The sequence below is a fragment of the Cesiribacter sp. SM1 genome, from assembly GCF_020178975.1.
In the GTDB taxonomy this organism is placed as follows: domain Bacteria; phylum Bacteroidota; class Bacteroidia; order Cytophagales; family Cyclobacteriaceae; genus Cesiribacter.
Genome location: NZ_JAHXBU010000093.1, coordinates 120,050 through 142,281, shown reverse-complemented (window position 1 = coordinate 142,281; position 22,232 = coordinate 120,050). Strand labels below are relative to the sequence as shown.

At 48.4% G+C, this 22,232-nt stretch carries 11 protein-coding genes; 5 read left to right on the top strand and 6 right to left on the bottom strand.

The genetic code is table 11. The features are described from left to right. Window positions 1–240 precede the first annotated feature (240 nt). Together KWJ01_RS22475 and lysS are read left to right on the top strand one after the other, a co-directional pair. Window positions 241–7,830, top strand: a complete 7,590-nt coding sequence (locus KWJ01_RS22475; protein ID WP_224999374.1) for a choice-of-anchor D domain-containing protein — start codon at window positions 241–243, stop codon at window positions 7,828–7,830. A 257-nt stretch (window positions 7,831–8,087) separates the two neighbouring features. Then, window positions 8,088–9,824 (top strand): lysine--tRNA ligase, encoded by a 1,737-nt coding sequence (lysS, locus tag KWJ01_RS22470; protein ID WP_224999373.1) that lies wholly within the window; start codon window positions 8,088–8,090, stop codon window positions 9,822–9,824. An 82-nt stretch (window positions 9,825–9,906) separates the two neighbouring features. Here the strand turns inward: lysS and KWJ01_RS22465 are convergent, their stop codons facing one another. Beyond that, complete coding sequence (locus KWJ01_RS22465; protein WP_224999372.1) at window positions 9,907–10,095, bottom strand: hypothetical protein; 189 nt, start codon at window positions 10,093–10,095, stop codon at window positions 9,907–9,909. 261 nt (window positions 10,096–10,356) lie between these two features. Here KWJ01_RS22465 and KWJ01_RS22460 point away from each other — a divergent pair, with 261 nt between their 5' ends. Next, the gene (locus tag KWJ01_RS22460; protein WP_224999371.1) at window positions 10,357–12,537 is read left to right on the top strand and encodes a carboxypeptidase-like regulatory domain-containing protein; all 2,181 of its coding nucleotides are present in this window, start codon (window positions 10,357–10,359) and stop codon (window positions 12,535–12,537) included. Window positions 12,538–12,682: 145 nt separating this feature from the next. Here the strand turns inward: KWJ01_RS22460 and KWJ01_RS22455 are convergent, their stop codons facing one another. The 5 genes from KWJ01_RS22455 to KWJ01_RS22435 form a co-directional block, all read right to left on the bottom strand. Further along, window positions 12,683–13,174 carry an RDD family protein gene (locus tag KWJ01_RS22455; RefSeq protein WP_224999370.1) on the bottom strand — a complete coding sequence of 164 codons (492 nt, stop codon included), beginning with the start codon at window positions 13,172–13,174 and terminating at the stop codon, window positions 12,683–12,685. A 92-nt stretch (window positions 13,175–13,266) separates the two neighbouring features. Further along, on the bottom strand, window positions 13,267–14,601 hold the full coding sequence (locus KWJ01_RS22450) for a dipeptidase (RefSeq protein ID WP_224999369.1): 1,335 nt from the start codon (window positions 14,599–14,601) through the stop codon (window positions 13,267–13,269). 122 nt (window positions 14,602–14,723) lie between these two features. Beyond that, entirely contained in the window at window positions 14,724–15,128 is a 405-nt protein-coding gene (locus KWJ01_RS22445; protein ID WP_224999368.1) for a response regulator, read from the bottom strand. Between the two features lie 46 nt (window positions 15,129–15,174). Beyond that, the gene (locus KWJ01_RS22440) at window positions 15,175–17,235 is read right to left on the bottom strand and encodes a PAS domain S-box protein (RefSeq protein WP_224999367.1); all 2,061 of its coding nucleotides are present in this window, start codon (window positions 17,233–17,235) and stop codon (window positions 15,175–15,177) included. Between the two features lie 386 nt (window positions 17,236–17,621). After that, a complete protein-coding gene (locus KWJ01_RS22435; protein ID WP_224999366.1) occupies window positions 17,622–20,432 on the bottom strand; it encodes a putative LPS assembly protein LptD in 2,811 nt (936 codons plus the stop codon). A 16-nt stretch (window positions 20,433–20,448) separates the two neighbouring features. Between KWJ01_RS22435 and KWJ01_RS22430 the strand changes: the two genes are divergently transcribed. Both KWJ01_RS22430 and KWJ01_RS22425 read left to right on the top strand, forming a co-directional pair. Continuing rightward, complete coding sequence (locus KWJ01_RS22430) at window positions 20,449–21,261, top strand: N-acetylmuramoyl-L-alanine amidase (protein WP_255651174.1); 813 nt, start codon at window positions 20,449–20,451, stop codon at window positions 21,259–21,261. A gap of 15 nt (window positions 21,262–21,276) precedes the next feature. Continuing rightward, window positions 21,277–22,218 carry an MlaD family protein gene (locus tag KWJ01_RS22425; RefSeq protein ID WP_224999364.1) on the top strand — a complete coding sequence of 314 codons (942 nt, stop codon included), beginning with the start codon at window positions 21,277–21,279 and terminating at the stop codon, window positions 22,216–22,218. Window positions 22,219–22,232: the final 14 nt, after the last annotated feature.

Here is a 22,232-nt window from a genome sequence, read left to right as displayed (position 1 = left end):
TGTTATAACCTACCTTTAAATACGACATTATACTCCCTGCAAGGGAGCACCAGGGCCGCTTTTCCATATTATTTATAATAACACCCACCTTTTTTGGGTGCAGGCAGCTGATCCGGTTTTACTACAGCCATTATTTTGGCTGTCAAGCTTCGCATTGTGCTTTTTTTACTGAAACACCTGCTTTCAGGATCCAATTTCTACTACCACTTTTTGTTTCTCTAATTTTTCCAGCGTTCCCATATGAAAAAAATTTACTATGAAGCTTTTGCTTCCTGGGCTATAATTCTATGCCTGATTTTCTTCCATACACTTCAGGTACATGCCCAAAATGTCAATGGAGTTCAACAGCAAGTACTAAGGGTTAAATTCAAGAAAAACTTTGCTGACAAAATAGAAAAGAGTAAAAAACAGAAAACAGCAGAGGGCTTTGTACAAACAGGTTTATCACCTGTAGACAAACTTAATAAACAGCATAAAGTAACTTCTTTAAAGCGCGTATTCAGGCCTGCAGGCAAGTTCGAAGCCAAACACCGCAAATGGGGTCTGCACCAGTGGTACGAGCTTCAGCTGGCAGAAGGAACCTCTACCCTTGATGCCATAAAGTCTTTTGCAAAACTTGCAGATGTAGAACAGGCAGAGGGTGTTTATGAAAAAACCATTGGTGTAGAATCAATGGTGCATAAGGAAGCCACCGCTGCTGTTTTCGACCCGCTGCCCAACCCGCCCAACGACCCTCAGCTTAACACACAATGGCACTATAACAATACCGGCCAGGGTGGCGGTACGCCAGGGGCAGACATAAGCCTGTTTGATGCCTGGCAGAGCGAAACAGGCGATCCCGGTGTTATTGTTGCTGTTACCGATGGCGGTATTGATGTAAGCCACTCCGACATTACGGCAAACATGTGGATCAATACTGGTGAAATCCCGGGTAACGGCCTCGACGACGACAACAACGGTTTTGTTGACGATGTGTATGGCTATAACTTTGGTGATAACAACGGCAACATCCCTGCAGATGACCACGGCACACACGTAGGTGGCACAGTAGCAGGCGTAACAAACAATGGTGTTGGCGTGGCCGGTGTAGCCGGTGGCAGTGGCAACGGCACCGATGGTGCCCGCCTGATGTCGCTCTCTGCCTTTGGTGCGGTTGGTGTTGGCGGCTTTGATGAAACCTACATCTATGCTGCAGACAACGGCGCTGTTATCTCGCAGAACAGCTGGGGCTATACCAATCCCGGTGTATTTGAACAATCTGTACTGGATGCCATTGACTATTTTATTGCAGAAGCTGGCTACGACGAAAATGGCAACCCCCGTGGACCAATGCAGGGTGGCATAGTAATTTTTGCAGCTGGCAACAGTGGATCTAACAACAACTGGTATCCGGGCTTTTATGAGCCTGTACTGGCAGTAGCCGGCAGCGACCGCAACGATACACGCTACACCAGCTCCAACTTTGGCCCCTGGGTTGAAATTACCGCTCCCGCTGTTGGGGTAGTAAGCACAGTGCCTGGCAATAGCTACGCAAGCTTTAACGGTACCTCCATGGCCTGCCCCCACGTATCTGGTGTAGCGGCCCTCATCATCTCCAAGTTTGCAGGCAATATTACACCCCAGCAGGTGTGGGACCGCCTGGTAGAAACCACCGATAAAGTAGCCACCATGCCGGATGGCTTTGGCTCCGGCAGGCTAAATGCATTTAATGCGCTGCAGGAAGATGACGGCCAGGCACCCGAAGCCATTACCGATCTTGCCGTTACAGATGCTTTTCAGACAGCCCTGCAGTTAAGCTGGACTGCCCCCGCAGACCCTGGTAACGGCAAAGCCAGCTCCTACGAAATGCGTTACGCTACTGAGCCAATCACCGCTGCCAATTTCAACGAGGCAATGCTGGTAAGCGACATGCCTCCTGCCGCCGGTGCTGGCGAAGTGCAGAGCCACACCGTTACAGGGCTGGCGCCAACCACCACCTATTACTTTGCGCTGAAAGCCATAGATTTTTTTGGCAACGCTTCCCCCATTTCCAACACTGCCAGCGGCACAACAGAAAATGCCCCGGTTATTAGCGTAACGCCGGGATCTTTTGAAGTAACCATTGATGCTGCCACTAACCCTGTGGCCACCAGAACGCTGAGCATCACCAATGAGGGCACAGGTGCTGCCCTTGATTTTAACCTAAGCTCCAACCTGGTGAGCCAGAGCCAGACCAGGCTGCTCTTTCCTGGCAATGGCCTGCAATCGGTAGATCTTACTAAATACGGCAAAGGTAGCAAGGCCAATGCCAGCGAGCAGCTGGCAAATAAAGGCCTGAAGAAAAGTGTGGGCGGGGTGAGTACTTTTTTAAACGCCAGCGACTCCATTTATTATGATGCCGGAGACGCTACAGCCGAAGACTTTTCGGGCTTAATTGGCGGAGGTTACACCAGTGCCGTTCGCTTTGAGGTAGAGCAGCCCAGCTTCAGCCTTACCCATGTGCGTAATTTTTTGCGTACAGAATTCAGCAGCAGTCCCACCATCATTGTAGAAGTATACAGGGGAAGCGACATAGCTGCTGCCGAGCTGCTGCTCTCGCAGGAGGTGCAGCTGGAAAGCACCGAAGGCGAATTCTTTATAATACCGCTGGAGCAGGCACAGAATTTTACAGCCGGAGATGTTTTCTGGGTAGTAAACAAATATCCGCTGGATATTGAATTTCCACAGGGAGTAGACACTGATATTGCTCAGCGCCCTAACACCTTTTTCTTCAGCGGCGATGGAGGCTTCTCCTTCAGCCCATCCGGCTTTGTATTTAAAGTAAGAGCCCTTAGTGCCTCCGGTGCCAGTGCCGACTGGCTTAGTTTCGATCCTGCATCCGGCAGTGTGGAATCTGGCCAGACGGTTGACGTAACTGTAAGCTTCGATGCCCAAAATGTAGCCAATGGCAACTACCTCTTCAACATTCTGGTAAACAGCGACGACCCCAACACACCTACTGTAAGCGTACCTGCTGCTGTAGAAGTAAGTGGTCAGCTGCCGGGTATTGCTGTAGACAGTGAGTTGCTCGAGTTTGGAAGTGTGTTTGTTGGGGCTCAGAAAGCTTTACCTGTACTCATCAAAAATGAGGGCCTGGGTGCGCTGGTGATTGAGGAGATCAACACATCCCACCCTGCTTACACAACTGACCTGAGCAGCCTTAACCTGGCTCCGGGTGAGGAGGCAACGCTTATGGTTATCTTTGCGCCAAATGATCTTGGCAACATCAATGCAACGCTTAACCTCATTACCAACGATCCAGACTATACTTCTGTACAGGTGGCACTGGTCGGCACCGGCACTGCACCTCCTGTTATTGGCGTAAATCCTGAGCAGATCAGCACTACGCTGGATGCCGGGGAAACAGGCACAGAAACAATTACAATATCTAATACCGGCAATTATCCGCTGCAGTTTTCTTTCCCCGATTTTGCTGCACAAAGCCTGCTGACCAATCCTGCTGTTAAGAAAAACAACACCTCTCCCCTGGATTTGCCCAAGCAAAGCCAGACTCAGGAAAAAGGCGGTCCGGAGCCCATGGGGCACCCTGTTGTATTAGGTGCTGGCGCCGATCTTGACTTTGGCTATACCTGGATTGACAGCGACACCGAAGGAGGCCCTGCCTTTATCTGGGAAGATATTTCAGAAACCGGCACAGAGATACTACCCGACAGCGACGATGGCGCTGTTGAAATTGACCTGCCCTTTAACCTGAAGTTTTACGGCGAAACAAAAAACAGCATACTGATTACCGCCAACGGATACCTTACCTTCGGAACAGATGGTAACAGCTGGATGAACAGCCAGCTGCCAGATGCATCGGAACCTAACGATCTGATTGCGCCTTACTGGGACGATTTGCGTCCATTTGGCAACACAGGTAAGGTCTTCTATACCCTTAACACCGAGGGCTTAACCGTTCAGTATCATGAGGTAGGCAGCTATGCCGACGCAGGCACTGCTACCTTCCAGGTAAAAGTGCAGCCCAGCGGCAGAATCTATTTCTACTATAAGGAAATGAGCACCCTGGCCAGCAGCAGCAGTGCCACCATTGGTATTGAAAATGCTGCAGGCACCGATGGCGCACAGGTGGTTTACAATAACAGCTATGTAAAAGATAACCTGGCTGTAGTAATAATGCCCCCTGCCCCGGAGTTCATATCCAGTGTTTCCAGGCTATCAGGCATTGTTCCGGTAGGAGGCAATACAACGGTAACTGTAACACTCGATGCCCGCGAGCTGTTTGACGGAACCTACCGCCAGGACCTGATCATTGAAAGCAACGACCCTGTAAACTCAGCCCTGGCTGTACCTTTTACCTTAACAGTGATAGGCACACCTGAAATTGCTGTAAATCCTGGCTCCCTGGCATTCGACAGCCTGTTTGTTGGTCTGGATAAAACACTTGGAATCTCTATTCAGAATACCGGATCCAAAGAAATGACAGTGAGCAGTATTTCAGCTGCCGGCGGTGCTTTTACAGTAGATTTTGATGGTCCCGTAACCATAGAACCTGAAAGTAGCATAAGAGTGCCCGTAACCTTTACACCAGCCAGTGCCGGAGCAGCAGAAGCTGTGCTGATTATTGTAAGCGACGGCTCTGACAGCCCTGTTGAAGTAGCGCTGACAGGCATTGGTGTAGATCCGCCGGTAATCAGTGTAATGCCCGAGGAAATAAATGCACAGGCTGCTTCCGGAGAACTTGCCTACGATACGCTCCTGATCTCAAACTCTGGCAGCTACAGGCTTGATTACACCATTGCAGGCACTTACTGGTTTAAGCCCAAAGATGCCGTTGTGACCAGTGCCGAAACACTGGCTGCTTCTGAAAGCTTACCAGCTAAAGGAGAGCCCGACCTTAGAAAGGGCACCCCTGTACGTTATGTCGGAGGCAACGACGAAGCATTTGGCTACACCTGGGAAGATAACAAAGACCGTGGCGGACCAGATTTTGAATGGACTGATATTACTGGCAGCGGAACCGATATAACAGAAAGCCTGAACAATGGTTCTTTTGCCGACGGTGCTGTAGAAGTGCCCATTGGTTTTGGCTTTAACTTCTATGGCAGTCGCCACCAAACTGTATTTGTTTCGGCAAGTGGTATACTCTATTTCGGCGAGCAGCCCGGCAGTACCTTTACAAACGAACGTATACCTGTTTCAGAAGGAATCAATAACCTGATTGCCGGATTCTGGGATGACCTGGAACCTGGCACCGTAAGCGGCACTGTGCATTACAAGGCAAATGCAGAACATTTTGTGGTGCAGTTTACAAATGTTGGCGCTTATGGCTCCGACCGTGAAGGATCTGTTACTTTCCAGATAATCCTTTATGCTGATGGTAAAATCAGAATGCTGTACCAGGATGTTGAAACCGCTAACTTCCTGAACGCTTCCACAGTAGGTATAGAAAATGCAGCGGGCACCGATGGTATTGAGGTTGTATTCAACAGTGCCTACATTGTTAACGGGCTGGCAATTGAATTTACAGCCCCAGCAACAGGCTCTGTGGCCCCCGGCCAGAGTGTAAAAGTACCCATTGTGCTGGATGCACGCAGCCTGCCAGATGGTACTTATACAGATGAGGTAACAGTAAACAGCAACGATGTTGTAAACCCGCTAATAATTATCCCTGTTACACTGGTTACTTCCGGCATGCCAGAAATTGAAGTGAGCCCGGCTACACTTGAGTTTGGCTCTGTTTATGTGCACCAGGACTCCGTATTCACTGCCACACAGCAGGTAATGGTGAAGAACACAGGCTATAAAGCACTGACTGTTTCTGCCGTTTACACCACCAATCCCGATGCCTTTACCGTAGCGTTTGAAGCACCACTGGTAATAGCACCCAATGAGGAAGCAGCTTTGGATGTAACCTTTGCGCCAACAACACTGGGTATCCTGGAGGCCGGGCTGGTCTTTGAAAGTGATGATGCCAGCGATGAGCAATACACCATATCACTGATGGGTGAAGGTGTAGAACCGCCAGTATTTACTGCCTCAACAGCCGGAGACACCATTACGGCTGTACTCAAAAGCACCGAAACAGGCGTAGATATCATTAATATTTCCAACAGTGGTAACAGCCTGCTGGAGTACAGCGCCCGTGTATCGTACCTGTTAGGTGGCTTTAGCAACAGTAATGTGCAGGCATCTGTAAAACCACTTGCCAGGCCTTCCAGTGCACCGGTTGCACGTGCAGGCGTTAAAGCGGTAAGGGCAGGCGTTAGCAAAGTACCTGCCAGTGATATTGATTTTACAGACTCCATTTCTTATGATACTGGCAATATTGCTGATGATTTTGTGGGCATTCCTGATCCCAGCATTCCTTTTGCATCTGCAACCAGGTTTGTAAGTCCTGAAGCTGGCTTTACGCTATCGCATGTCAGAAACTTCTATAGAACAGAAGGCAGCACAGAGTCAATTATCATGTCTGTTTATGCTGGAGGCACCGATCCGGCTACGGCTACGGAAATAGCATCACAGGAAGTAAGCGGAGGTTCTGCAGAAGGTGATTTTGAACTGATCAGCCTGAATGAACCCATTGCCTTTGCACCGGGCGAAACCTTCTGGGTAGTCTTCTTCTATCCTACGAGCATGATCTTCAGCCAGGGAGTTAACTTTGATGTAACAGGTGTTGAAGGTATCTTCTGGTACAGCGGTGATCAGGGCCTTTCATGGGCTCCATTTGATGGCGACTTGCCAAATACTGCAGCTAAAGTAAGAGCCCTGCAGAGCAGCAGGGAATGGATAAGCCTCGATCCTGAAAGCGGAACCCTTGCAGCAGGCAGCACAGATGAAGTGCGCGTAATCATGGACGCCACTCAGCTGGATGCCGGCGAATACTTTGCAAGGGTGAATTTCAGCTCGAACGATCCCTTTAACCGCAATACCAGTATACCGGTAAGGGTACGCATAAACAGCCTGCCACAGTTTGTAGATTACCCTGCAGATACCTTAAGGGTGAATGAAGGCAGCCAGCTGGTGTTTGAGGTAAAAGCTGCGGATACAGATGGCCAGATCATGGAGTACAACTTACAGGAAAGCTATGATAATGTAAACTTCAGCTATACCGCTGCCGCTGCCAGAGTCAGCTTTAAACCGGCATACGACCAGAGTGGCATTTACACTTTTACAGTAGAAGCAACTGACGACCTGGGAGAAGTGAACCAGGTGAAAGTAGTGGTTCGCGTAACGGATCAAAACAGGGCACCATACATTACTTCGCAGATCAAGTCTAAAAACCTGAAAGCAGGCAAATCGGAAACGGTAAACCTGGGCAACTACTTCAGGGATCCCGATAATGATCCGCTTACTTTCACAGCAAATGCAAGCAACCCTGGCATAGTAGGGCTGGCTGTTTCCGGTAACATGCTGCAGCTAACTGGTTTAAGTGCTGGCAATACTTTTGTAACCGTTAATGTGAGCGATGGTAAGGGTGGCTCAACGGCATCTTCATTCCAGGTAAAAGTAACAGGTGGCAAGAAGGTCAAGAAAAGCTCAGCTACAGCTGCTGTTGCTGCTGATGATGATACCAGCAGGGTAACATTGCTAAACAGCGGCGAACTGGTAAATTATCCTAACCCATTCAGGGGGGAAACCACCATTTCCTACCAGCTGGAGGAGGCTGCACAGGTAAAACTGCAGGTACTTACCATATTGGGCATACCGGTTACCACCCTGGCGGAGGGTGTACAGCATGCTGGCCGGCACCAGTTTACCTTTGATGCTTCTCAGCTTCCCGCAGGCATTTACCTGTACAGGCTGCAGGTAGCAGATAAGGTAACCACTAAACGAATGGTTGTTAAATAAACCTGTTCTCTAAAGCAAAAAGGGCTTTCAGCTATAGCTGAAAGCCTTTTTTATTTTCAGCAGGCATGGCTGTAAATAGCTGTAGCTTTGCATCCATCGATATTGGTACCCCGGTTAAATGCCAGCCTTCCCTGCAGGCAGGCTGTTTACAGGGGCACTGGTTTCCAAAACCTTCATCTACACCCGCCAATTTCTCCTGCTATTTTGTTACCTTTGCAGTTCTTATTACACTATATATAGAAACAGAGGCTTAAGCTATGCATCAGTTAAGCGAACAGGAAATAAGGCGCCGCCACGAAATGGAGGAGCTCCGCAAATTGGGAATAGAGCCCTATCCTGCCGAAGGGTTTGAAGTAAATGTTACGGCGCAGGATATCCACGAAAACTACGAAAAGCGTAAAACCGACTATAAAGATATTTCTATTGCCGGCCGCCTGATGAGCACCCGTATTATGGGTTCTGCCTCTTTTGGCGAAATTCAGGACTCCACCGGCCGTGTGCAGTTTTATATTCGCCGCGATGATATTTGTCCCGGTGAGGATAAAACGCTCTATAACACTGTATTCAAGAAAATGCTGGACATTGGCGATATCATTGGTGTAAAGGGCCATGTATTCACCACCCAAACCGGCGAAATCTCTATTCACGTACGTGAGTTCAGGCTGCTTTCAAAATCGCTGCGCCCCTTGCCTATTGTAAAGCGTGAGGTAGATGAGCAGGGCGTGGAGCACGTACACGATGCTTTTGATGATCCGGAGCAGCGCTACCGCATGCGTTATGTAGACCTGATCGTGAACCCGCACGTACGTGAAACCTTCCGCAAGCGCACACAGCTGGTGCAGTCTATGCGAAACTTCCTGAACAGCCGCGGCTATCTGGAGGTAGAAACTCCTATACTGCAGCCCCTGTATGGTGGTGCGGCTGCAAGACCATTCAAAACACACCACAATACGCTGGACATGACCCTGTACCTGCGTATTGCCAATGAGTTGTACCTCAAGCGCCTGATTGTTGGTGGCTTTGATGCCGTTTACGAGTTTGCCAAAGACTTCCGCAACGAAGGCATGAGCCGCTTCCACAACCCGGAATTCACCCAGATGGAGCTGTACGTAGCTTATAAAGACTATGCCTGGATGATGGACCTGGTAGAGGAAATGGTAGAGCGCATTGCCCTGGACCTGCACGGCGACACCAAAGTACAGGTAGGCCAGAATGTGATTGACTTCCAGCGCCCCTGGAAGCGCTTTACCATGTTTGAGGCCATTGAACATTTCACCGGCATCGATATTTCTGAAATGGATGAGGCCGGGCTGCGCGATGTGTGTAAGCAGTTGCACGTACCGGTAGATGAAAGCATGGGCAAAGGCAAGCTTATAGATGAGATCTTTGGTGAGAAGTGCGAGGCAAATCTTATTCAGCCAACCTTTATTACCGATTACCCCGTAGAGATGAGCCCGCTGGCTAAACGCCACCGCGATAAAGAAGGGCTGGTAGAGCGTTTCGAAGCCATCTGCAACGGTAAAGAGATCTGCAATGCCTTCTCTGAACTGAACGACCCCCTCGATCAGCGCAGACGCTTTGAGGAACAGCTGGAGCTGGGCAAGCGTGGCGATGAGGAAGCCATGGTGCTGGATGAGGACTTTTTGCGTTCGCTGGAGTTTGGCATGCCGCCAACGGCTGGTCTGGGCATTGGCATAGACCGCCTGAGCATGATCATGACCAACAGCAACTCCATACAGGATGTGCTCTTCTTCCCGCAGATGCGCCCTGAGAAAAAGGTACAGTTTGCTACCGACCAGGAGTACCTGGACCGTGGCGTTCGTGCAGAATTGATTCCGGTATTGCGTGAGCTAAAGGTGCTTACAGTTGAGCAACTGAAGAACAGCGTGCCCACAAAACTCTTCAATGATGTTTGTGGCACCCGCAAAAAAATGAAGCTCAATGATGTGAAAAACCCTAGCCTGGAAGAAGTAGAAAGCTGGATCAGAAAATAGATTTAGCAGCCTAATCTTGAAATTCATTTTCTTCTTGCCGGAAGAAATACATGATTCATCCACTATAGAAGCAGCTTTGGATTTACTCTAAAGCTGCTTTTTTATTGTGTTGCATAATCAGCAGCAGTTTGATAAGCTGCACATTATCCCGGGGCAGGCGTACCTCTCTGAAATCACTAAGCCAGCGAACCTGCAGAAAGAATATCAGGCCGCAGCCTTCTTCTCCTGGCAATGCGCTAAAGCTGCCTTGTTTTGTTACTCTACCAGTCAACCTAACATTAATTACGCTGAAATAATATTTTAACCAGCCATCACATACCTTATTAAAAGGCTAATATTTTGCCATAAACTTATATTTATAAAAGTCATGGTATGTGCAGTGTAGTTACAGCCCTGTCTTTTCTGTTGTCTTCCCATTCAATTTTTTAAGAACATACACACCAGCCTCTCCTGTTCAGTATGGTGTGAGGGTAGCTCATGCTGCTTGCAACTATACAGGGGAGTTTGTACAAAGGTTTATCTCTCAAATCAAATGTATAGCTTTTCAAGAAGTCTCATCAGCAGGTCTATGGCCTACCTGCTTATTCTGTTCTTTTGCACAATTTTTACAGGCTGCAAACCCGATGAAGAAGACGTTGCCCCTGTTGGCGGAGATGTTGAAGATCCGCTCAGCCCGGCTCCCGATGTACGTACTACCCTATCCGGCATTGTGCTGGATGAAGAAGGAAATCCCCTGGCAGGGGTTACCGTTACGGCTCATGGCGAAACCACCACAACCTCTGCCGAGGGCTTGTTTGAGCTGGAGAACATACAGGTACCCGGCAACCGCTGTGTAATTAGCTGCGAGAAAGAAAACTACTTTACAGGCACACGCGCCGAAATTCCGCTCAGGAATGCTGTAACCTCTGTACGCATTCGCTTAATGAGCAGCGCCACCACCCACACCATAGATGCAGCCAGCGGGGGCACTGCAACCTTAAGCAATGGCTCTAAAGTTGAAATTCCGGCCAATGGCCTGGTAACAGAATCGGGAGCTTCCTATACAGGAGAAGTAAACATGAGCGTGCGCTACCTCGATCCCTCTGCCATTAGTTTTGGTGCCCTGGTAGCAGGTGGCGATATGCTGGCCCGCAGAACCGACGAAAGCACCAGCATTCTTTACTCGTACGGCATATTACGGGTACTGCTGAGCGGCAGTGCCGGAGAAAAGCTGCAGCTGGCCACAGGCAAAGCCTCTACCCTTACGGTAGCCATTCCGCAAAGCCAGCTAACTACTGCCCCGCAGACCATACCACTCTGGTATTTTGATGAAGCGGAAGGAGTTTGGATAGAAGAAGGCGTTGCTACACGCCAGGGAGATAAGTACATTGGCACCGTTAGCCATTTTACAGACTGGAACTGCGATGACCCCAAGGAATTTGCAACAGTTATTGGAAGGGTAGTGGATTGTAATGGCGGGCACATTACACGTGGTGAAGTATTCATTGGTCAGTCGTCCAACGACCTGAATAATGGTGTGGTGCTCCAAAATCCTGACAATGGAGCAGCGGAAGGCCGCTTTAGCATGAGAGTGCCTGTCGGAATGGCCCTGATGGTCGTAGTACCACCGCCTGCTGTTCCCATTACCGCTTCAACAGAACGGCCTCACTGGGTAATGGTGCCAGTACCTCCCCTGGCAGCAGAGCAGGTCTATGATGTAGGTGATATCAGGCCTCACCCCTGCCCTTCTGTTGCTTCCGGTAGTTTTAAGTTAAAAACAGGAGATGCCGTAAAGTCTTTGAATGTAAAAGTTTTGAGCGGCGGCACCAACAACAACCTGTATAAAGGCAGCACTCCTGTGCCTTATTCCGGCACTAACTTTTCCATGAATTTCCTCGCTGCTGATGTTACCTATTCTATGACGATAACTACCGAATCAGGCCTGGTGGTAACCAAAGTGTTTCAGACAAACGCAGCCGGCGAAACAGTAGACTTAGGAGTAATTGACCTTACCGGACCTCAGCTGGTAACGATATCAGGCATGGCCATTTGCCAGAATACACCACTGGAAAATGCAGCCGTTACAGTATCATGGGCAGGAGGCTCTGCCAGCGCCACTACGGATAACCTCGGCCTGTTTGCCATTTCCATGCCGGTTGGCACATCCGGTACTGCTAGTATCACGCACACAAGAGGCGCTGCCACAAAAACATTTCAGTCCCCGGCCAGCGGAGACTTTAACATGGGGCCAGTTGACCTCTGTGCCTCCCAAACAGCTACAGGAGAAAACAGCTTCTTAATCAATGGAGATGGCTATCAGCAGGTGAAAAAAGCATTAAGCATTAAGCCCTACCCCGACAGCTACGTTTACTTCAACAGAGACGAAGCCACCACCAAACTATCTGTGGTGGATGCATCTGATGCCATTGGTGTTACCCTCTCTTTCCTGGGCACTACCCCGGGAGTGGCCGGAAAAAATGATGAAACCGGTGCTGTTATCTGGATGAAGTCTGGAAACAAAACCATTAATTACTGGGCCGGCTATGGCATGAGCGATACTAATGTAGATATTACCATTACCCGCTATGATACAGTAGGTGGTTTGATTGAAGGCACCTTCACGGGCACCTTTGTAGGAGACAACGGAAGTACCGTAACCATTACAGATGGAAAGTTTTCCGGAGTCAGGTATTTCGATTTCAGCGGCCTGGAGTGCCGGGGATTTTGTATGTAACTACTACTGGCAAACAGAAACAAAAAAGCGGCGCAGATAAGTCTCTGCGTCGCTTTTTTTGATTTTATGCTGTTGTCAGCGAAAACTGTCTGCAGCTCCATTTGCATTGGATGAGGTTCGGGAACATCTGTTCCATCAGCTTCTGCTACACCCAGTCTGAGCGGAGAACAGATTTCTTCTCGTCGATTACAAGAGTTCCGGGAAGGCTGTCGTGCCAGCCTATAGAACTATCGCCAAGAAAAGAAAACGCTTCGAAAGGAATCATTCTGGCAAACGTACGGCCTACCACCTGGCCAAAACCAGGCTTACCGCCCTTTTCGTCAAGTACGCGGGTTCTGGTAATCATTTTTCCTATGGTTCTTCCATTCAGGGCATATTCAAAGAAGATATAATAGCCAAAGTACCAGAAGAAGCCCAGTAGGTTCTCCACAAGAGGATATTCTTCTTCGAATACATCAAAGCCCAGCAGGCTAACAAATACCCCTATGCTGGCAGAAATGATCATTACAAATACGAGAGCGGCTATATAGTCTATAACAAAGTTTGCAAACCGCTTTCCGCCAGAGGCAGGCACCAGCGTATCTGTAAGTGGATAGGGCGCTACATAGGATTCCTGATCAATGTTTTGTGGCTCCATTTGGTTGAGGGATTGATGAGAGAAACTTTCATACTCAAGTTAGGGCAAAGCTTCTTGGGCAACAAAACACAAACGAAGGATATATTACATCACTACTGAACAGCGGTGTTTCCGGCTGCTTTTTCCACCTCCCGCCACACACGAAAAATATTGTCGGAGGCTATCTTCCGGATGTCATCTTCGCTGTAGCCTCTTTTCAGCAGCTCGTAAATCAGGTTCGGATAGTCAGAAACATCCGTTAAACCTTCCGGAAGGGTATCGCCCACACCATCAAAATCAGAACCAAGGCCTACGTGCTCAATGCCAACCAGCTTTACCACATGGTCTATATGATCTGCAACAGCCTGTACGTTTGTGCGGCCACCCTGTTCATGAAAATACTGTTCCCTGTATTTAGAAACCCTATCATCCTGCGCCGAAAGCCCCTGCTCCTGCGCCCAGCGGTCTGCTACAGTCTTAGCGCTATCCCACAGCTTTCTGGACTCATCAGAAATAAAAGCAGAGCCAAAGTTAACCATCATCACTCCTTTGTTGCGTGCTAGCGCCTTAATCATCTCGTCCGACATGTTTCTTTCGAAGCCAGGGGTAAAATGACGGGCAGATGAATGGGTAGCCACCACAGGTGCCTTTGTTATCTGCAACACCTGGTAAAAGGCACTATCGGAAATATGCGATACATCTACCATAATGCCCAGGCTATTCATGCGCCTCACCACCTCGCGGCCAAAGGGACTAAGACCTCCCCAGCGCTTTTCCGGGTCGTAAGAAGAGTCGCTGATATGATTGCTTTTGCTGTGGGCAAGCGTTATGTAACGAATGCCTTTTTTATAGAAATAATCCAGATTTTCCAGCTTACCGCCCACAGGGGTACCGTTCTCCATACCCATTGGCAGCGATATAAGGCCTTTTTCAAAATTTCTGCGCACATCTTCCGGCGAGTTAGCCAGGGCAAACTTGTCTGGATTTTCGCTTGCTATTTGCTCTACCATGCTAATTAGCCTGTCGGCCAGCTCCCGGCCACCACCCCTTTCTTCATAAGCAGCCGGTATGTATATAGACATAAAAGGTGCATCCAAGCCACCCTCTCTGGCCCGTTCCCAGTCAAAATCGCCACCTTCTGTACGCTTAGAGATATCTGCCTTTTTATTTTGCAGGCGATAGGGTAAATCAACATGCCCATCCACAATAATAAAGGTTTGTGCCAGCGCCTGTGCTCTAACCCGCAATACAGAATCTCGCTGAGCGGGGGTGTAATCAGGCTCCTGCGCAGGCATACTGTTACCAGCAAGGCTATCTGCTACAGAAACTGCCTCCTCGCCGGCGCCAGACTTTGTCTCCTGCTGGCAACTGATGAGGACAAGGGTCAGCAGCAGGCTTAACAGTGATAAAATATTCCTTCTAGAGGCAAAATGCAGGTGGTGCTTCATGCGTGAAAAATATTCAGTTCCAGAAAAATTGATGTACAATTTATAAATCTAAAAAACTCTCCTTTACCCACAACTGCCCGGGGGCAACAAACTGTTTCTGGCCTGGCAGCAAGCCACACATGCTATTTTGTAAAGAATTCATTTACAATGCCCATCATCTTCTCTTCGGTAAGCGGTTTATGAATGTAACCATCCACCCGGATCTCCTTAAGCCTCTGTACATCTTTATCGCTTGTAGAGGTGGTAAGCATCACAATCTTTACTTTTTCCTTGTCTGGAAACTGCATGCTGTGGAATTCCTTTAAGAACTCAAAGCCGTCCATCACCGGCATATTAATATCGAGTAAAACCAGGTCCGGGCGTCCTGCAGTTTCCCCTGCATTTTTTTCCAGGTACCTGATTGCCTCCAGGCCATTATTTACCACTGATAATTGCCCGGTAATCTCCAGGTCTTCGATCAACTGCTGGTTAATAAAATTATTAATGATGTCATCATCAACCAGAAGAATACAGCTAATAGTATGCATGTTTGCACCTGTTAAGGTAGAATCAAGGAAAACATAATGAGTCTGGCTATTTAGCCTCTGTGTTTTTCAGGCACACAGTAAATACAGAACCTTTTCCTGCCTCGCTCTCCAGCACAATACTTCCTTCTGTATTTTCAACTATTTTTTTTACAATATACAGGCCCACACCGCTTCCCTCTACATGGGTGTGCAACCTTTTGAACATCACAAATGCCTTTTCCTGTTGTTCTTTTTTAATGCCCAGTCCATTGTCTTTTACCGAAATCCGAATTTCCCCATCATTGCAGTATGATGTTACCTCTACTTCTGGGGGGCGCTCCGGCGACCGGTACTTGATGGCATTGGAAATAAGGTTATACAGTATGCTGTGCAGATCTTTTCTTGAATAGCGGACGTATTCACAGGCAGCAGTATCTACCTTTATACGGGCACCTGCGGCTTTGGCAAGCTCGCTGATGCTAAGCACTACATCTTCAATCACCTCGGCAATAGGCACCTGTTCCACATCTTCGGCCAGGCTTTTCTGGATTTTAGATATTTCCGTAAGATTTTCAATAGTGCCTTTAAACCTGTTGATGGACTGCATGATCATGCTCATGATGGTGGAAACATCTTTGCTTTCTGCTGCTTCAGGAGAGAGTTCCCGCTGCAGGGCATACATAAGCCCTTCAATATTCAATACCGGCGCTTTAAGATCATGAGAGGCCGTATACACAAAATTATCGAGGTCGTTATTGATCTTCTTTAGCTCTGTATTGCTCTTAGCCAGGTTCTCGAGTGCTATTTTGTGGTCATGGATATCGGTGGTGGTGCCTACCCACATAATGGTACGGTCTTCGGCATCTTTGTAGGCCAGGGCACGGCTCAGGTGCCAGCGGTACTCGCCGTTGTGCTTCAAAAAGCGATACTCCAGCTGAAAGATCTCACCCGTACGTACCGACTCATTCCATGCCAGCCGTGTTTGCTCCTGGTCTTCGGGGTGTACAGCCTTCAGCCAGCCCCACTGAAGCGATTCTTCATAAGGAATACCCGTATACTCCACCCAGTTCCTGTTAAAATAATCGGCCTTTCCATGGGCTGTGGTAGTCCACACTTTTTGTGGCATGGCATTCAGCAGAAAATGAATCCGCTCCATATTCTCCAGGATTTCCTGCCGTGCTGCTTTTTCCTGCGTAACATCCCGTACCTCAATAACGGTAGAAACCGGTATACCATTCTCAAAAATAGGACTGGCCGCGCAGGATACCTGAACCAAACTGCCATCCTTGCGAATGAACACATCTTCATGTGCCCTGATGTCGAAATTTTCCGGCAGTGCCCTGTCTATGGGGCAGGTTTCCATCGGGTAAAAACGGCCATCGGGGTGGTGGTGGTGAATCATGTAATGGAGTTCCTTTTGCTTGATTTCCTCAAAAGTGTACCCAAACATCTTTTCACCGGCCGGATTCATAAAGGTGCAGTAACCCTGATCATTCATCATAAAAAGGGCAGAGGTAGCATTATCGGTAATAGTTTTGTTGAGCTTGATTACCTTGTCCTTTTCTTCTAGCGCCTCCTGCAGCTTCAGGAGCAACTGGGAGTTTTCTATGGCAATAGAGGCAATCTGTGAAAGCTGCACCAGGATCAGTTCATCCTCCTGGCTAAACTCTCCCTCATATTTATCAGAAAGCTGTATCAGACCCAGGTTTTTGCCGCTTTTATCTACCAAAGGCGCAGCCAGCCAGCCACGCATGGGCGGATGCACCGTACTGTCTTTGCCAAACCCCTTCCAGGCAGGATGCGTCTCCAGGGCTTCCTGGGTAAGGCGCATGGGCTTATTAAATTTGCATATCAGGGAATAGATGCCAGACCCGTCCGTCTGGTTGTTATAATCCCGCCATTTTGCATATTTATCAGAAAGTGAAACTGCATTAATTGCCTGCCCCAGGTTCTCATTGTTCGTCATACTTGTAATTGACTGGTGGCAGCCAATAATCTCCCTCACCTTTTCGGTGATAATTTGCAGTTTACCTTCCAGTGTGTTGTTAAGGTTTACGGCAACAGTTAAGTCCGAAAGTAGCTTTAGCCGTTTGTCAATCGGAGGAGTTTTGCTAGATGGGGTATCCATAAAAAGGCCAGAGGGTCTAGTTACAAAGTTTATTAACAACGGGAAGGGGGAAATTCAAACAGAAACAATCCTGTGCGGGCTGCCTGGCCACTCTGATTATACCGGAGAAACCAGTACACCGCGCATAAAACCACATTAAAATACATGTAAATTAAACTACTTTCTCCTTAATTGAGGCAATAATTTTAAGTCAGAATCAGGTCTACAGGGGCTGAAGCCTTCTTTGATAGTTAAAGAACGGCCTTTTAATAATCACTGTTTTTATAAATCCGCATTTGGCTGTTAACAGGGCGAGCCTACCCTGCTGTATTTTTAACATCAGTTGGGTAGGCTCGTCCTGTTGTATATAAAATTTAGCTCCTCTTTTATCCGGAGCCTGACGCTTCTTAATTATCCCAGAAATTGCGGCGGCGGCTTAGCTTAAGGTCTTGCAGAATGGAAGCTTTTACCCTTATATCAAGCGAAAAGCTCTGGTAACGGCCAAAAGGCACCCAGTTTACGTTCATTTGCCAGCAGTGCAAGTCACGGTATATGCTCAGGCGGGTAGCAGTAAACTCATGTGCGCGGAAGTCGTAACCACTGGAGTAGCCTATTTTCCAGTTATCGGTAATTTTAAGGTCGCCGCTAAAGTTTGCCGACTGGGTAATATTACTTGCAAAGTAACCTGTTTTCTGATAGCTGAGGGTATAGTTCAGGCGCAGCGACCACGGCAGGGTAAAATCTACATACTCGTTTGGATCTGAATAGCGGTAGGCCAGCCCCTGCTGCCCCAGATCCTCCCCAATGGGATCACCCTGTCCTAATAATTCCTCGTTCATGCCTCTGCGGTTGGCAGTAGCGGCAGTAGTAGCGGCATCTTCGCGGTTAGGATTACCCTTCAGACCCTGCGAACTTAAAGATGTACTAAAACCAATCGATGCCTGCTCCAGGGTACCCAACCCCCTGCCAGTTGCAATGGCAAACTGGTCTACCCTGGATTGGCGTATTACTTCATTATTGGCATTAACAGAATCTTTGCGGTAAACGTATGGATTTAACCGGCCCCCAAAGTTGATCATGATCAGGTTGTTGAGGATGCTGGTATTACCTGAAATTGAAATAGGCTGCAGTTTTAGGCTATCGGCCAGTGTATTGTAGCTGGTGCTTAGGCTTAGCCTTTCCAGCAGGGGCACCTTTTTATAAGTAACAGCTGTATCGTTTTTCTCCCGCACCTTCATCTCGAAGTTATTGGTAAGGCTAAAGCCGATAGAACCCTGCCGGCCGGCCTGTGGCGCACCATAGGCAAAGCCCTGGTAAACCGAAAGTGCCTGCCTGGTCTCGTTGCCATTCTCATCCACCCTAACAACTACATCCTGAAAATTACCGTAGCGCGGGTCACTGAAGTCTGGTGCATAACCAAAGGATATGCTTGGGATCATCAGGTGGCGTATGGCCTGTATTTTGGGCTCCGGGTTCTTCTTGTTAAAATAGAAGAAACCATAGATTTTGGTGTTTAGCCCTGCGCTTAAGTTCCAGCTGCCTGCGCGGCTAAAACCATCAACAGTATCTACCCGTATTCCTTTTGTAGCCGGGTCATAGTCGGAGTACTGCAGCTTGCGGAAATACCATACCTCCTGGTAATTAAAAGAGGGCGAAAAAGCAAAATACTTAAACAGGTTAACCGTGGTACTAACCGGAATAGAGTGCCTGATGCCATTGTTGGCATTGCGCAGCAGGTAAGATGCGTTATCCAGGTTCAGGGGCGTTACATCCTCATTTACTACTGCATTGGTAACGGTTACGCCATTACCAACGGTAGCGGTTTGTGGCCTGTTGGTAATGCGGTTGGTAGCCGCACCGGTGTAAGAAAAGTTTATTTGCTCCCACCAGCTTCTGCCGGTTTTACCCAGGCTCCTGAAGGGGTACTGGCGCTGCATGTTCAGGCCAATATCGGGCAAAAGTATGTCGGCAGTTCTTTGTACAATATCCTGAACCATGCTGGCCCTTGCACTGATGTTAAAAGGGGTGCCGGGCAGTGAGTTGCTGTAGTTAATACTGGAGCTGAACTGCTGGTTAAGGTTCCGCTCAAAGTTATTGATGGAAGGGTTGTTTTGCGTAAAGGAGGAGGTACCAAAGTTAACAGAAGCAGAAAAGCGGCTGTTGCGGCCCCTGCTTTCGGGATTATGGCTCCAGTTAACCCAAAAGTCACGCCTGATGTCGTCGTTGCTCTCGCTGCCGGCATTTTGCCGGTTAAAGCGCAGGCTGAAGTTACCCCCATACTGGTACCGCTGGCGGTAGTTAGAGGCAATCTGAAAACCACGGCTGCCCTTGGTGTATATTTCTCCGGTAAGGGCCAGGTCTATATTCTCGTTAATGGCAAAGTAGTAGCCACCATCACGCAGAAAAAAGCCCCGCAGCCTTTCTTCGCCATAGGTAGGGATCAGCACCCCTGATACCCGCTTACGCGGCACCGGGAACATACCAAACAGGAAGCCAAAGGGCGTAGGTACATCTGCAATGCGCAAATGGAAGGGGCCAGCAATAATTTTATCTTTCGGCAGCATTTTAAGTTTGCCTGCCTCTATATAGAAGTGTGGATGCTCCAGGTTACAGGTGGTGTAGCGGGCTCCGCGAATGTAAAGCTGGTTATCCGCATCTTTTTTTACTACATTGCCGTGAATATAGGCTTCCTGCTGCTGGGTTACCACCCCGCGAATTACAGCCTTGCGGTTCTTAAAATTGTAGCGGATATTATCGGTTACAAAGGTTTCGGCACCCTGGGTAAACACAGGCTTACCAGTTTCCTGCCCCAGGCTGTCTTTTACACCCACAGCAGTAAGTGTACTCTGGTTCCAGTCAATGGTAATCTGTGCAGCCTCCAGTTTTATATCGCCATAATCTATCTTTGCATTACCATACAGGTAAACAATACGATTGGCTGCATCAAATAAAATGCTGTCTTTGGCATTGTAGTTGATAGTGGTGGTAATATCTCCCTGTGCCTGGGGAGTAGCAGGCAGGTTAACCCTCAGGGTATCTGTTTGCAGAGTATCCGCTTGAGGGAGATTTGTGGTATCATTCTCCTGAGTGGGCAGAGCAGGCTGAGCCTGTCTTGGCTGCTCCTGCGCCCAGAGGCTAAGAGAAAATACACAAAATAATAGCTGTAAGAGTACGTACTTACGAAACACCAGCGCTTTCAGATTTTGCGAAAAATTCACAATTTTGTACAAAGGTATGGCTTATCTATATAACAACCGAAGGACCGTGAGAAATATTGTCTTTTGTGCAGGCGCTGCTCTCCTTTTGTTGTTGGGCTCATTTACACCAGCAGGGAGAGCAGACTATAAAATCCGTAAAATAGTGATCGATGCCGGGCATGGCGGCAAGGATTCCGGGGCGCTGGGCAGCGTTTCGAAAGAAAAAGATGTTGCCCTTGCGGTGGCGCTTGAACTGGGAGCACTTATCAAAAAAAATCTTCCGGAGGTAGAGGTTATTTATACCCGTAAGGACGATACATTTATACCGCTGGAAAACAGGGCTGCAATCGCCAATAAAGCTGGTGCCGATGTGTTTATCAGCATTCACCTGAACTCCGCAGCCAACCCCGAGGCTATTGGCACTGAAACCTTTATCATGGGTTTACACGTCAATGAACAAAACTTGTCGGTTGCCAAACGGGAAAACTCTGTTATCTTGCTGGAAGAGAACTATGAGGAAAAGTATGAAGGTTTCGATCCGAAGTCTCCCGAATCGTACATCATGTTTTCCCTGATGCAGAATGCATACCTGCAAAACAGTCTGCAGCTTGCAGAAAATATAGACCACCAGTTTACCAAAAGAGTTGGCAGGCCAAGCCGTGGTGTGAAACAGGCTGGTTTTCTGGTGCTTTGGCAAACTACTATGCCCAGCGTGCTGGTAGAGCTTGGTTTTATCTCTAATAAAACCGAAGAAAAATACCTGAACGACGAATTGGGCAGAACTTATATTGCCTCGGGCCTCTACAGGGCGTTCAGGGATTATAAGGATGAGCTGGAGGCAATGAATTAACTTAAAAAAGAGTCTGTGAAATTATCTAAGGAAGTTAAAGTAGGGTTGCTCACCGTTGCTGCGCTGGCAATTCTTTTTGTGGGTTTCAAGTTTTTGAAGGGTATTGATTTCTTTGATCCCTCCAATACTTATTATGTAGTGTATGAAAATGTAGACGGCCTAACCGTATCTAACCCGGTATCGGTGAATGGGTTCCGCGTAGGGCGGGTCAGCAACATACAGCTGTTGCAGGAGGGTGAAAGAACCCGCATGCTGGTAGGCCTTGACATTAACGACGACCTGGTACTCTATGAGGGTACCGAGGCTTTGCTGGTTGATGAAAATCCTGTTTTGGGTGGCAAAGCCATTGTGCTCAACATCAGGCAGGCCGGCAGTGTATTGAATGAAGAAGATACCCTGCGGGGCTCCGTAGACCAGGCCCTGGGCGAAATGCTGAAGGATAAAGCAGACCCCCTGATAGCCAGCGTAGATACCACCCTTACCAAAGTAAATAATATTCTGAACGACCTTTCCGGCAGCGGCGGCAAGGTAGATGGTGCCCTGGGCGATTTTCAGGCTACTGCCAATGAACTTAAATACATTGTGGTGGAAAACCGTCGCGATATTAATGCCATTGCCTCTAACCTAAGGCTGCTCACCGCCACCCTTAATGATCCTAACAGCGGCATTGCACCTTTTATGGTAAAAATGAACCAGCTGGCCGATTCGCTCAACGACCTGGAGCTGCAGCAAACCGTAGCCAGGGCCAATGAAGCCATGCAAAACCTGCAGGCCATTACCCAAAACCTGCAGCAGGGGCAGGGCAGCCTGGGCAAGCTTATGTACGACGACTCACTGTACACCAACCTTAACCAGAGCAGCGAAAGCCTTAACAGGCTGCTGATGGATGTTCAGGAAAATCCCGGCCGCTACATCGATCTGCGCTTTTCGCTGATTGGCGGTGGCGGGAAAAAATAATTTCAAACGTTTGT

Bases quoted from the DNA above. Each gene is read 5' to 3' on its own strand.
- KWJ01_RS22475 (WP_224999374.1), top strand. From the start codon at position 241: ATGAAAAAAATTTACTATGAAGCTTTTGCTTCCTGGGCTATAATTCTA.
- KWJ01_RS22455 (WP_224999370.1), bottom strand. From the start codon at position 13,174: ATGGAGCCACAAAACATTGATCAGGAATCCTATGTAGCGCCCTATCCA.
- KWJ01_RS22460 (WP_224999371.1), top strand. From the start codon at position 10,357: ATGTATAGCTTTTCAAGAAGTCTCATCAGCAGGTCTATGGCCTACCTG.
- KWJ01_RS22445 (WP_224999368.1), bottom strand. From the start codon at position 15,128: ATGCATACTATTAGCTGTATTCTTCTGGTTGATGATGACATCATTAAT.
- KWJ01_RS22450 (WP_224999369.1), bottom strand. From the start codon at position 14,601: ATGAAGCACCACCTGCATTTTGCCTCTAGAAGGAATATTTTATCACTG.
- lysS (WP_224999373.1), top strand. From the start codon at position 8,088: ATGCATCAGTTAAGCGAACAGGAAATAAGGCGCCGCCACGAAATGGAG.
- KWJ01_RS22430 (WP_255651174.1), top strand. From the start codon at position 20,449: ATGGCTTATCTATATAACAACCGAAGGACCGTGAGAAATATTGTCTTT.
- KWJ01_RS22440 (WP_224999367.1), bottom strand. From the start codon at position 17,235: ATGGATACCCCATCTAGCAAAACTCCTCCGATTGACAAACGGCTAAAG.